Origin of the sequence: Pantoea nemavictus (assembly GCF_037479095.1) — a bacterium.
Lineage (GTDB): Bacteria > Pseudomonadota > Gammaproteobacteria > Enterobacterales > Enterobacteriaceae > Pantoea > Pantoea nemavictus.
Map to the genome: position 1 here is coordinate 2676684 of NZ_JBBGZW010000001.1, position 13473 is coordinate 2690156.

Consider the following 13473-nt stretch of genomic DNA (forward strand, 5'->3'; position numbering starts at 1 on the left):
ACAGGTCACGCTTGCGCTTGTTGATCGGCAAGCTGTTGGCGTAAACGTTTTTTATCCACCTTGCCGACTGGCGTCAGCGGCAGGGCATCTACGCAGGTAATACGGTCAGGTAATTTGAACTCGGCGACGCCCAGTTCACGCAGATGACGGCGCAGCGCCACCGCTTTAATCGGCTGGCTGGCGACGATAAAGGCGCAGCTCTTTTCACCCATCAATTCATCGTTCATCGACACCAGCGCGGCGTGGATCACATCCGGATGGCGCTGTAGCAGATTTTCGATCTCTTCAGCTGCGATCTTCTCGCCACCGCGATTGATCTGATCCTTTTCGCGCCCTTGCACGGTGATGTAACCCTGCGCGTTGATCTCAATCAGATCGCCGGAGCAGTAAAAGCCATTGGCGTCGAAGCTGGCGGCATTGTGTTCTGGGCTCTTGTAGTAGCCACGGAAGGTGTAAGGTCCGCGCGTCATCAGGCGACCGATGGTGCCGGTTGGCAGCGCATTGCCATGCTCATCCGCTACCCACACTTCATCGTCCGCAGAGATTGGGCGGCCTTGCGTGGTGAGAATGGTGTTCTCATCGTCGCCAAAGCGGGTGTAGTTCACCAAACCTTCAGCCATCCCGAACACCTGCTGCAGCTGACAACCAATCTCGCGCTGAATGCGTGCCGCCAGAGTTTCACCCAGCTTGGCGCCGCCCACCTGAATGCGCTGCAGCGAGGCCAGCTGTTGATTGCTGCCCCATTCCTGAATCGCCTGTAACCACAGGCTCACTGCCGGCGGCACCAAACCAGTATCCGTCACCTGATGCTTTTCAATCAGCGGGAAACACAACGTCGCGCTGGGATCGGCGGCCAGAATCACCTGTCCACCCGCGTAAAATACGCCGAGTGAGCCGGGTGAACTCATCGCAAAGTTATGCGGGGCGGGCAGGGCGATGAGATAGCGCGTATCGGCGGTTACCTCACAGATCTCATCACTGGCGCGGATGCTGTAGTAATAGTCGTTGTGGGTGCGCGGAATCAGCTTCGGTGTACCGGTGCTGCCGCCGGAGAGCTGGAAAAACGCGACTTCATCGGCGGCGGTTGGCGTGGCGACGAAATCACCCGCGGCTTCCGCCATCAGCGCTTCCAGCGTGTTTTCCGGCTGGTTGTCATTACGCAGAATCACCTGCTGCAGCGAAGGCTGCGCGGCGCACAGGGCGCTGATAAAGGTGTCGTCAGCAAACAGTGCATGGGTGCGATCGACAATCAGCAGCTTAGGTTCGATCTGCGCGGCATAGGCGCTGAGTTCGGTACGCTGATGGCTGAACAGGGCGAATACTGAGGCTACGCCGAGCTTAAACAGTGCGAATACTGTGACATAAAAATCAGCCACATTGCCGAGCTGCACCAGCGCGGTATCGCCATTCTGCAGGCCGCGCCGCTGCAGCGCGGCAGCCAGATTGCTGCTTAGCACATCCATTTCGCGATAGCTGATTTGACGATCGCCATCAATCACCGCAATGGCATCGTTGTGCTGATGACGCGCCAAAATATCGGTCATCGGCACATCCAGCCAGTAGCCTTTTTCACGGTAGCGCGCGGCCAGATCGTCCGGCCAGCGAGTATAGGGAATGCTCATGCTCTTTCCTTTATTGCAGTCCAAAGGCGCGCAACATGGTATCCAGCTTCACGCCGGTTTCGCGCCATTCTGATTCGGGTTGGGAGTCGGCCACAATGCCCGCGCCGGCAAACAGCCGTACACGCGTGCCATGCACGGTACCGCAGCGGATGGTGACGACCCATTCGCCATTGCCTTCGCTATCGCACCAGCCGACGATGCCGCCAAACAGTTGGCGATCAAAGGGTTCCAGCTGCTGAATCAACTGTTGGGCACGTTGATGCGGAAAGCCGCTCAGCGCCGGCGTTGGATGCAGCAGGCAGGCCAGCGACAGGGCGTTTTCGCGCTCGTCCTGAACTTCGCCGTCGATTTGCGTCGCCAGATGCCACAGCGTAGCGGTGGTGATCAGCGAAGGCGTGGACGGTACTGAGAGCAAACGGCTGCGCGGCTGCAGCGTGGTACGCATCGCGTCGGTCACCAGTTTGTGTTCATGGCGATCTTTGCTGGAATTCATCAGCGTGTTACCGGCCGCGCGATCCTGCTGCGCATCGCCATGATTGCGCCGCGCAGAGCCCGCCAGTGGGCAGGAGCTGAAATCGCGCCCCTGTTTACGCAGCATCAGTTCCGGGCTGGCACCGATCAGCGCACCGCCTTGCGGCAGCGGCAGATGGAAATGGTAGCTATTCGGGTTCTGCGCAATCACGCGCTGCATCAGCGCCCCAGTATCCACCGGCTGCTCAGTGACGATATCCATCAGGCGCGACAGCACCACTTTATCGAGATCGCCGCGCTGCGTGGCCGCTACCGCATCTGCCACCATATCGATAAAGACATCGTGGTCCGGCACCGGCGTGCGGCGACGCACCTCAGGCAGATCGCTGATGCCTTGCGGCAGTGCGTTTTGCAGGTCGTCACGATTAAAGGTCTGATAAGACTCGGGAATAAACAAAGCCGCAGGTTGGCTGACATCGAAGGGAATCGCGCCGACCAAAATCGGATTGGCGATGCCCTGTTTTTTCGCGGCGTCAAAGTGCTGACGCAGCTGTTGTTGGAAATCACCCTGCAGCGACGCGGCGTCATGTACCGGCGTGGTAATAGTGGTATAGCATCCTTGCGTTGCCAAACTGCGCCACGGCGAGGTAAACAGGAAACCACGGCTTAGCGCGGAATAATCCTTCAGCCAGGCATTTTCAAACGTGGAAGATTCCACCATAATTTTCACCTATAAATGATAAGATTATTAAGAATGATTATCATTTTTATTATGGGCCTGTAACCTACGTCGATTGGGCAAAAGTGTCAATCCATTCGCGGGATTTCAGCTGCGTTTAACCGTAATCAGGTGCCGAAGCCAATCAGGGCAATATGCTAAAAAGTGGACCAAAACTTATGAATAAATGCGGTTTTTGGGGTATTGCTGCCCTATTGTGTGTTTTCCAGACGTTCGCCAGCGTCGCGCACGCCGAACAAGCCTGGCCGCGCACCGTTCAGGGCGCTAACGGACCGCTCACCTTAAGCAAAGCGCCGCAGCGCATTGTCTCCACCAGCGTGACACTGACCGGATCGCTGTTGGCGATTGATGCGCCGGTCATCGCCTCGGGCGCCACGGCCCCCAATAGTCGCCTGGCCGACGATCAGGGTTTCTTCCGTCAGTGGAGCGACGTGGCCAAACAGCACCAGCTCAAACGCCTGTACATCGGCGAGCCAAGTGCCGAAGCAGTGGCAGCAGAAGCGCCGGATCTGATTATCGTCAGCGCCACCGGCAATGATTCCGCCATCAAACTCGCCGACCAGTTCTCTGCCATTGCGCCGACGCTGGTGGTCAACTATGACGACAAAAGCTGGCAGGATGTGGTTACGCTGCTAGGCCAAGCCACCGGCCACGACGCGCAGGCTGCACAGCGTGTTAAAGCCTTTGACGATCGCGAAGCGGCGCTGAAGAAAGCCATCACGCTGCCACCGCAGCCGGTCTCCGCCATGGTGTGGAACGGCGGAGGACGCGCGGTCAACCTGTGGACCGCCGCCTCAGCGCAGGGCAAGCTGCTGGAACAACTGGGTTTCACCCTGGCGATGCCGCCAGCAAGTGTGGCGCAGAGCCACAGCATGGGGCAGCGTAAAGATATCGTTCAGCTATCGGGTGAAAACGTCGCCAGCGGCCTAACGGGTAAAACCTTCCTGCTGTTTGCCGCCGACGATAAAACCACGCAGTCGGTGCTGGGCAACCCGTTCCTTGCACAGAACGCCGCAGTACAAGGCAAGCAGGTTTACGCGCTGGGTGTTGATTCGTTCCGTCTCGATTACTACAGCGCCAGCAATCTGCTGGCGCGTTTGGAAAAACTGTTCGTTAAATCATGATGCCTGTTCCGCCAGCTCCGGTGCTGGCGGATGGTAACGACGTAAACGCCCCATCATCAACCACATCCCGATGCCCAGCAGCGCCGCCGCAAAGCCAAACACGGCGGCGGCCTGCGGTGGCAGCAGCCATGAACCCATCGCACCAATCACTGCCGCACCTATCGCGTCGCCGGTGACGTTCTGTGCCGTCCATAATCCGTTGATGCGGCCTAGCAAATGATCGGGCGTTAGCGCCTGAATCATTGCGTACTGCATCAGGCTATTGATGGCGCTGAAGTAGCCGAAGGCGACCAGACAAGCTAACGCCAGCGGCAGATTCGGCATCAGGCTAAACAAGCCAAGGGCGATAAACGCCGCAATCGCGCTGCCGAGCACCAGCTGTCCCGGACGTGCAGCGTGCTTGAGTTTACCGCTGGTGAAGGCGCCCACCGCCGCACCGAGCGGCACTGCGGCGTAGAGCAAACCCAGCTGGTCAGCACTCACTGACCAATGGGGCGCGAGTGCGGGATAGAGCACGCGCACTGCGCTGGCTAAGGTCACCAGCGCACCAATCAGCGCCACCATGCCGACAATCGGGCTGGCAAAGAGAAACTGCACGCCAGCGGCGAGGGATTTGAGCGGATGTTCGCGCGGCTGCGGCGGAGGCGGCAAGTTCGGTAATTTTAACAGGGTTAGCACGGTAAGCAGCGTGCCGAACGCGGCGAGTCCGTAGTTCCAGGTCACGCCGCCGTGGGCAATCACCAGACCGGCAATCGCAGGTGACAAAATCGAGCCAAAGCGCACCGTTAACATGGTGATAGCACCGGCCTGCATAATATTTTCCCGCCCCACCAGCGCGGGCGTGGCGGCTAACAGTGCAGTGACGCCAATCGCTCCGAAGAAACCATCCCAGAAGCCCAGCAGATAAACGGCGATTAACGAAGGTTCCGGCAGCGCCGCATTGATCGCCAGCGCGATAAAGCCCAGCCCGCAGGTTGAACGGGCGAAAAGAATCAGCTTCTTACGCTCATGGCGATCCGCCAAAACGCCGCCGGTCAGCAGACCAATAAACATGCCCGTAGCGGCCAGCGTCACCGCCAATCCCACCAGCAGCGGTGAATTTGTCATGTGCTGGATCTGCACCGGAACCGCGACGGCAAGCATGCCGAGCGCGACAATCGAGATAAAGCGCGCAATAAATACCGCGCGAAAAGCCGGATGGGTTTTCAGCAGTGAGAGATCGATAAAGTGGGATGATTTGTTCATAGGTTCGCCTTTTTGCACCAATTTTCCTCATCGTCCGCGAGGCGAGTCATGGTAACATAGCTAAACGCGAGTAATAACGATAACCATTATCAAGTTGCATCGCGCATGCGACGACGTTGAACAGTGAAGGTTTAGAACGCTATGCGCCAGATCCGTGCATTGGCAGGCTCAGGGATTCTGCTCTTGCTCCTCATCGCGCTCAGCTTAATGCTGGGAGCAAAATCAATACCGCTTCCCGATGTTTATCATTCGCTTACCGCCAGCTGTAATAGCGCGGAGTGTGTGATTGTGCGTGACGCGCGCTTGCCGCGCACCCTGGCTGGTTTGCTGGCGGGCGTGGCGCTCGGGCTGGCCGGTGCCTTGATGCAGAGCCTGACGCGCAACCCGCTGGCCGATCCCGGCATTCTCGGCGTCAATGCCGGTGCTGGTTTCGCAGTGGTGATTGGCATTGCGCTGTTTGGTGCAGATTCGCCGGTAGATTGGCTCGGCTTCGCTTTTGCGGGCGCACTGCTCTCTTCGTTGCTGGTGGCATTGACCGGTGCGATTGGCGGTGGCCGCGTCAATCCGGTACGTCTTACGCTGGCGGGCGTCGCGCTGGGCGCAGTGCTGGATGGGCTGACGTCTGGCCTGTCACTGCTCAATCCTGCCATCTATGATCACCTGCGTTTCTGGCACAGCGGCTCGCTGGATATCCGTAACTTTACCGTGCTGCGCACACTGTTTCCGGCGGTGCTGGTGGGCAGCGTGGTAGCGATTTGTCTGTCGCAGGCGCTCAACAGCCTCAGCATGGGCGGCGATATGGCCACCGCACTCGGTACACGCGTGGGGCGGACCCAGCTGCTTGGCCTACTGGCGATTGCACTGCTGTGCGGTGCAGCGACGGCGGCGGTGGGGCCAATTGCCTTTGTCGGTCTGATGACGCCGCACTTTGCCCGCTGGCTGGTGGGCAACGATCATCGCTGGATGCTGCCGGCGACGGCGCTTATCACGCCGATTCTGTTACTCGCCGCCGATATTCTTGGCCGCCTGCTGGTGGCGGGGGAGCTGCGGGTTTCCATCGTCACGGCAATGCTCGGAGCGCCGATGCTGATTGTACTGGTGCGCCGCAAACTGGGCCGGGGTGCGCTATGACGCGTCGAACCTGGTTACACGCGCTATGGCTGCTGCTTTGCTGCGCAGTGCTGGCGTATCTGGCGATGACGCGCGGGGCATTGCAGATTAGCGGCGAACAAATCGGGCAACTGCTGCTCGGTCAGGTCGCCGGTAACGTCAAACTGATCGTGCTGGAGTGGCGCTTGCCGCGAGTGCTGATGGCGCTGCTGATTGGTGCCGCATTAGGTATCAGCGGAGCGATTTTTCAGTCGCTGCTGCGCAATCCGCTCGGCAGTCCGGATATTCTCGGCTTTAACACCGGCGCATACAGCGGCGTGCTGGTGGCGCTGGTGCTGTTCAATCAAAGTGTAACGGCGATGACCGGCGCGGCACTGATTGGCGGCATCGCCACGGCGGCGCTGGTGTACCTGTTTGCCTGGCGCAACGGGGTGGAAACCTTCCGGCTGATTATCGTTGGTATCAGCGTGCGCGCGCTGCTGATGGCGTTGAACTCGTGGCTGATTATCAGCGCCTCGCTGGAGTCGGCGCTGAGTGCCGGCTTGTGGAGCGCCGGATCGCTTAACGGGATTACCTGGGCGAAAACACCGCCGGTGATTGCCGTGCTGCTGCTGGCATTAGTGCTGATGGCGCTGCTGGCGCGGCGTATGCGCCTGCTGGAGATGGGTGACGATACCGCCAATGCGCTTGGCGTGCCGGTGGAGCGCAGCCGGATGTGGCTGATGCTGATTGGCGTGGTGTTAACGGCAGCATCAACGGCGCTGGTGGGACCGATTTCGTTTGTCGCGCTGCTGGCGCCACAAATTGCACGGCGTCTTGGCGGTGGTATTAAAGGTGCATTGCCGCTGGCAGCGCTGTGTGGCGCGTTGCTGCTGATAGCCGCTGACTTCGCCGCACAGCATCTGTTCCTGCCTTATCAATTACCGGTTGGCGTAATTACCGTCATCCTCGGTGGACTCTATCTGATGGCTTTACTGGTGCGGGAGGCGCGACGCCAATGATCGATATCCCTTCACGTCTGCGTGGCGAAGGTTTGACGCTGGGCTACGACAAAAAAGTGGTGGCAGAGAATTTATCGGTAGCGATTCCCGAAGGGGAGCTGACGGTAATTATCGGCCCCAACGCCTGCGGAAAATCGACGCTATTACGTACGCTCAGCCGTCTGCATACCCCACTGAAAGGGGAAGTCTTGCTGGATGGCGAAGCGATTGCGCGCTATCCGACCAAAGAGGTGGCGCGCCGCCTTGGCCTGCTGCCACAGAGTTCGAATGCGCCTGCCGGCATTAGCGTCACGGAGCTGGTGGCGCGCGGGCGTTATCCGCATCAGGCGCTGTTTGGTCGCTGGCGCGCGGAAGATGAAGCTGCGGTGCAACAAGCGATGCGCGCCACGGGCGTGAGCGATTTAGCGCAGCAGTCGGTGGATACCTTATCGGGCGGGCAGCGTCAGCGCGTGTGGATCGCCATGGTACTGGCGCAGGAAACGCCGCTGCTGCTGCTGGATGAGCCAACCACCTGGCTGGACATTACGCATCAAATTGAGTTGCTGGAGCTGATGCAGGAGCTGAATCAGCAGCATGGTCGTACGCTGGTGGTGGTGCTGCACGATCTCAATCACGCCTGCCGCTATGCCACGCACTTGATTGCGATGCGTTACGGCAAGATTGTCGCCGAGGGGAAACCGGCGGAGATCGTGACGCCAGCGTTGATCGAGCAGGTGTATGGTTTGCGCTGCGTGATTGTGGAAGATCCAGTGGCGCATACGCCGATGATTGTGCCGCTGGGGAGCGGAAGATAATTGAGGTGGTCGCCATAAATGGCGACCCTACAAAATCACACCGGCACATCGTAGGGTCGCCATTCATGGCGACCTGGTTTGCATCTAACCCAGCAACCGCTGCAACAGTGGCCCAATCTGCTCAAACATTTGTGGTGAAATGATCTCCACGTGGGCGCAATCCATCGGCCACACCTCTAGCTCATCCACATAGGGTGCCCAGGCACGACGCGCATCTTGTCCCGGCTGCTGCGTCTGCTCGGCGAGGAACAGCGTGGCGCGACCGTTAAAACGCGCACTGCGCGCGGTAGCCAGCAGGCGCACTGAACTGGCGTAGTTAGCCTCGATGGTATCAAACATCGCACGCATCTCTTCACCGGCCTGATGGCGCTGTGCAGCGATAAACTGCTCGCGTTCGCGATTCACCTCTTCCAGCACCGCAGGATCCAGCACGTTCTCGCCGCGCTTCTCATCCCAGTTTTGCGTTTCTGGCGGCCAGGTATCCAGCAAGCCAAGGAATGCGACCTCTTCGCCCGCCGCTTCCAGCCGTGCTGCAATGCCTTGTGCCAGCGTGCCGCCGAGTGAATAGCCGAGGAAATAGTAAGGCCCGTGCGGCTGCACCTCGCGCAGGGTGTGCAGATGCGCCTCGCACACCTCATCCAGATGCGTGCTCTGGTTCAGCGGGCTGTTGATATCCGGCGACTGAATGCCGATCAGCGACCAGCTCGGATCGAGATAGCGTTGCAAGATGCTGAACTGCCAGGCAAAACCTGACGCCGGATGGAAGCAGAATAGCGTTGGGCCGTTGCTCTGACGCAGCGGCAGCACCGCTTCGAAGCCAGCCTGCTGATGTGATTGTGCATCACTGAGCAGTGTCGCCAGTTTCTCTACCGTCGAGGCCACCATAATCTGCCCCACTGAAACCGGCTGTTGCAGCTCGCGACGCAGCTGCGCCGCTAAGCGCATCGCCAGCAGCGAATGACCGCCAAGGGCGAAAAAGTCATCCTGCGCGCTGATGGCATCGCGTGCCAGCAGCTGGCAGAAGGCATTTGCCAGCGTGGTTTCCAGACCAGCGTAGGGGGCACGTCCCGCGCTGGCACTGGCGGACTCTGGCAACGGCAGCGCTTTGCGATCCAGCTTGCCATTGCTGCTGAGCGGGAAAGCATCAAGCTGCACAATGGCAACGGGCACCATATGCGCGGGCAAGCGTTGCGCCAGCGCCTGACGCAGTGCTTCGCCATCAACCGGCTGCGCGGCTAGCACGTAACCCACCAGCTGGCGTGCATCACCCTGTGCCGCCGCGCCGCCCAGCACCACGGCGTGCGTTACCGCTTGCTCAATGCCCGGCTGGGCGCTGAGCACATGATCAATTTCATTCAGCTCGATACGCTGACCGCGAATCTTTAGCTGATCGTCGCTGCGGCCGAGATATTCCACCGCACCGTTATCCAGCCAGCGCGCCACGTCGCCGGTGAGGTACATGCGCTCGCCGGGGCTGAAGGGATCGGCAATAAAGCGGCTGGCAGTAAGATCGGGACGACCAAGATAGCCATGCGCCAGCTGTACGCCGGTTAAATAGAGATCGCCCGCGACGCCCGGTGGTACCGGCTGCATGCGGGCATCGAGGATGCGCAGCCCGGTGTTCCACACCGGGAAACCAATCGGCACGCTGGCCCCTTCGACGGCAGCCAATGCATCACCAAACGCTGGATACCAGCTGACATCCACCGCGGCTTCGGTTGGACCATACAGATTGTGCAACGGCACTCGCGTCAGAGTTTCCCACTCGCGAGACAAGTCGGTCGGCAGCGCTTCACCGCTGCAGAACACGTTGCGCAGGCTGGCACAGCAGGCAATCGCCTGTTGATCATCAAGGGCCGCGACAAAGGCCGCCAGCATCGAGGGTACGAAATGCGTGGTGGTGACTTTGTAGCGGGCAAACAGTTGCTGCAGCGCTTCAGGATCGCGATGCGCCTCTGGCGGCGCCATCACCAACTGCGCGCCGACCAGCAGCGGCCAGAAGAATTCCCATACTGAAACATCGAAGCTGCTCGGCGTTTTTTGTAAAACCACATCATCGGCTTGCAGCGGGTAGCGATCCTGCATCCACAACAGGCGATTGACGATGGCTTCATGGCCCACCAGCACCCCTTTAGGACGGCCGGTAGAGCCTGAGGTGTAGATGATGTAAGCACCATCCTGCGGCGTCGGCGCGCTGGCCGGTTGTGGCGCAGTTGGCGTGCTATACAGCGCATCAAAATGCAGCTGATTGACCGACGCGATGGCGCAAAAGCGCGCGCTGAGTGCCGCGCAGGTGATCAGCGTTTTCGGTGCGGCATCTTCCAGCATCAGCTGCAGGCGATCGTCGGGATAGCCGGTATCGAGTGGTAAATACGCGGCGCCAAGCGAAACAATGGCCTGCAATGCCAGCGACAGCTGCACTGAGCGCGGCAGCGCTACCGCGACAATATCGCCGCGCTGCACGCCTGCGGCAGTCAACTCTGCCGCCAGCGCAAATACCTGCTGTTGCATTTGGTGATAGTTCAGCTGGTGCTGCGCATCGGCGAGCGCCGGGGCATCCGGCGTACGTGCCGCCTGCTGGGCCAGCAGCGAGGCCAGCGTTTCTGCCGGCAGCGGATAAGCGGTTTGGTTAATCGCGGTAATCTGCGCGTGTTCCTCAGCAGTGAGCAGATCGAGTTCGCCACACGGGCGCTGCGGTTGCTCAGCCAACTGATTCAGCAGCAAGGCAAAGCGGCTGGCATGACGCTGCAAGGTCTGTTCGCTGTAGCGCTCGGCATTGGCCAGCAGCTCAAGGGTTAATTCACCTTGCTCACTGATATAGATAGCGATTTCCAGGTCGCGTACCGGTCCGGAAGCCAGTTGATGGGTGATGCCCTCAACGCCGGCGAAATCGAGCTGGTAATCAAACATCTTCAGGTTGATCACCGGACCGTACAGCGGATCGCCATCGCCAAGACGACCGAGATCGCGCTGCACCTGTTCGGCGTCATAGCGCTGATGACGGCGCATCTTTTTCACTTCACCCGCCAGCTGCGCGGCGAGGGCGCTCAGTGGCTGCGTGGGATCGTAATGCACCGCCATCGGCAATACGTTGATCACTGGACCGGTAGCGCACAAGGCGGCGGAACCGATACGACGCATAAAGATGAAGCCGGCGGCAAAGTCGTTTTGGCCGCTGAGACGTGCCAGCCACAGCGCAACAAGGGCGAAGGCAAGATCGGCGGCGCTGGATTGCGGGTGCTGCTGCACCAGCGTTTGAAAGGTGCTGCGATCCAGCGTCACGCTGTGGCGAAGTAGATCGGTGCTGGCGGTTTGTCCGGCAAGCGGTAGCGGCGAGAGCGACGCCGGTGACGGCAGCGCCGCCCCTTTTTCGCGCCAGAACTGGCTGTCACGCGTGAACGAGGAGGATTCGCGATAGCGCTGATACTCTTCAACCACCTCGCTAAACGGGATAAACGGCGTCGGTTCGGCCGACTGCTGGTGCACTGCGGCACTGTAGAGGTTAGCGATGCGGCGCGTTAGTGCGGTAAAGCTGAAGCCATCCACCACTAAATGGTGATAGCGCTGATACCAGAACCAATGCTGCTCGCCGAGGCGGAACAGGCAGTGATGCCACAGTTTTGCGCCGCTCAGCACGCGCAGATCGCTGTTCATATCTTCGCGCATTAGCACGCGTGCTGTGGCGACGGCATCGGCCTCGCCGCGCAGATCGATAATCTGCGGCGGACTAAATTGTTGTGGCTGGAGCCACTGCAACGCTTCGCCTTCCACTTCGCCGAAGGCCATGTTTAGCGTATCGGCTTCCTGCATGCCCGCGACAATTGACTGGGCGAGTAAGGCGCTATCAATGTCACCGCGCAGCTCGACAAAGTGCGCTACCGCGTAAGCGTTGCGGTGCGGGGACAGCTGATCGGCAATCCAGATACCGGGCTGTGCCGCGACTAACGGCAGGGTTTGTTGGTCAATCATAGATTTATTCATCAGGGATTCGGACATGGATGCTCCGGTTGATTCAACAGGGCTTGTAAGCCACTCAGCAGGCCACCGCGCCAACAGAGCGCGTCATGCCCGCCTTCCACCGGCTGGTAATGCACCTGATAACCGGCAGCGTGCAGTTGCTGCTGTAACTGTTGATTAGCTTGCAAAATTAAGCCTTCGCGCTTGCCCGCTTCCAGCCAGAAGCGCAGCGGCTGGCGTGGTGTAAGGCCACTCTCCAGCGCCTGTAGCAGCCAACCGTGCGGATTGCCGCGTTCCGGCCACCAGAAGGAGCCGGAGAGGCTGAGCGCATTGCCAAAGGTTTCCGGCCAGTGCAGCGCGGCATAAACCGAGGCGAGGCCGCCAAAACTTTGCCCGGCGACGATGGTGCTATTGGCCTGCTGGCGATAGGGCACTGACTGGGCAATCTGCGGTAGGAGTTCTTGCTGGAGAGCTTGCCAAAACTGCGCATTGCACGGCAGCTCGCGGCTGCGGTGGTCGCGGTCGATGATATCGATAAACAGATATACCGCAGGCGGCAAGGTGCCGGCATCGGTAAGCTGCTGCAGCGGCCCGGCAATCGGCATGTTGTGCGCCCAGAATTGCCCATCCAGCAGGATCGCCAGCGGACGCTGCGCGGGATTGGCGTCGCCGGTGGTGTAAATCCATACCTTGCGGCTGTTGCCCAATATTGCGCTGTGCCATTGCTGCTGCTGCAGCTCCACGGCTGGCGCCGTGCCCTTATCTACCGCTTGCCATACCTGCTGATTCGGGGCCTGCGGCAGATGCAGCGGTGAGACACTCATGCCACGTCCGCCAGACCAGCCGCGTAAATAATTCAGCGGATCGGCCTGTGCAGTGGGGAATTTATCGCGCCACCAGTTGCGCAGCGAAGACATGTCGGCTTCACCAGAAAAGTCGGTGGCCTGTTCATCGGGTATTAAACAGTAGCTGCCGCGCCAGTTAGCCGGTAGCGAAGTCTGCCAGTACCAGACGTTAGTGCCCGTCACGCGCATCAGCGACTGTGGTGGGCGGCGCTGGTGGTGATCGGTGACGCCGGTAATGTTGATCCATACGCGCTGGGTCGACGATTGTGTTTCATCACCTTGCGGGTCGCGCCAGAAGAAGGTGACCTGACATTGGCCATCGTCTGCTAACTCAATACGGGGAATCCCCTGGGATTGTTGCGCCTGCCACCAGGCTGCACTGCCGGTTACATCATTTCGCCAGGTCATAGGGCTGCCAGTCGGTGTTTACGCGGAGATTTACATAAGCTTGATGAATAATACTATTGATAATAATTTGCATTTGCAATAGGGTGACTGCGCTCAAAAATGAGCACGCTCGTTCCGCCTGATGCTTACCGTTCGGTAAGGTTGCGCTACGGATGGT

General features: G+C 59.6%; 9 protein-coding genes. 4 read left to right on the forward strand and 5 right to left on the reverse strand.

Annotated features, from left to right (window positions below):
• Positions 1–5: 5 nt before the first annotated feature.
• Both WH298_RS12220 and WH298_RS12225 read right to left on the reverse strand, forming a co-directional pair.
• On the reverse strand, positions 6–1622 hold the full coding sequence (locus WH298_RS12220) for a (2,3-dihydroxybenzoyl)adenylate synthase (protein ID WP_180822959.1): 1617 nt from the start codon (positions 1620–1622) through the stop codon (positions 6–8).
• A gap of 10 nt (positions 1623–1632) precedes the next feature.
• Positions 1633–2814 carry an isochorismate synthase gene (locus WH298_RS12225; protein WP_180822960.1) on the reverse strand — a complete coding sequence of 394 codons (1182 nt, stop codon included), beginning with the start codon at positions 2812–2814 and terminating at the stop codon, positions 1633–1635.
• Between the two features lie 176 nt (positions 2815–2990).
• Between WH298_RS12225 and fepB the strand changes: the two genes are divergently transcribed.
• Positions 2991–3956 (forward strand): Fe2+-enterobactin ABC transporter substrate-binding protein, encoded by a 966-nt coding sequence (fepB, locus tag WH298_RS12230; RefSeq protein ID WP_180822961.1) that lies wholly within the window; start codon positions 2991–2993, stop codon positions 3954–3956.
• Here fepB and entS read toward each other — a convergent pair.
• Positions 3951–5201, reverse strand: coding sequence for an enterobactin transporter EntS (gene entS, locus WH298_RS12235; protein ID WP_180822962.1), 1251 nt, complete (start codon positions 5199–5201; stop codon positions 3951–3953). The genes fepB and entS overlap by 6 nt on opposite strands.
• Before the next feature lie 141 nt (positions 5202–5342).
• Here entS and fepD point away from each other — a divergent pair, with 141 nt between their 5' ends.
• From fepD to WH298_RS12250, 3 genes are read left to right on the forward strand one after another with little or no spacing between them, the layout of a single operon-like run.
• Positions 5343–6332: a Fe(3+)-siderophore ABC transporter permease gene (gene fepD / locus WH298_RS12240; protein WP_180822963.1), complete on the forward strand. Its 990-nt coding sequence runs from the start codon at positions 5343–5345 to the stop codon at positions 6330–6332.
• The gene (fepG, locus tag WH298_RS12245; RefSeq protein ID WP_180822964.1) at positions 6329–7312 is read left to right on the forward strand and encodes an iron-enterobactin ABC transporter permease; all 984 of its coding nucleotides are present in this window, start codon (positions 6329–6331) and stop codon (positions 7310–7312) included. Before fepD ends, fepG begins: the two co-directional genes overlap by 4 nt.
• A complete protein-coding gene (locus WH298_RS12250; RefSeq protein ID WP_180822965.1) occupies positions 7309–8106 on the forward strand; it encodes an ATP-binding cassette domain-containing protein in 798 nt (265 codons plus the stop codon). Before fepG ends, WH298_RS12250 begins: the two co-directional genes overlap by 4 nt.
• An 84-nt stretch (positions 8107–8190) precedes the next feature.
• On the opposite strand, the gene WH298_RS12255 is transcribed toward WH298_RS12250, so the two are convergent.
• Together WH298_RS12255 and fes are read right to left on the reverse strand one after the other, a co-directional pair.
• Complete coding sequence (locus WH298_RS12255; protein ID WP_180822966.1) at positions 8191–12102, reverse strand: enterobactin synthase subunit F; 3912 nt, start codon at positions 12100–12102, stop codon at positions 8191–8193.
• On the reverse strand, positions 12087–13316 hold the full coding sequence (gene fes / locus WH298_RS12260) for an enterochelin esterase (RefSeq protein ID WP_180822967.1): 1230 nt from the start codon (positions 13314–13316) through the stop codon (positions 12087–12089). Before fes ends, WH298_RS12255 begins: the two co-directional genes overlap by 16 nt.
• Positions 13317–13473 lie beyond the last annotated feature (157 nt).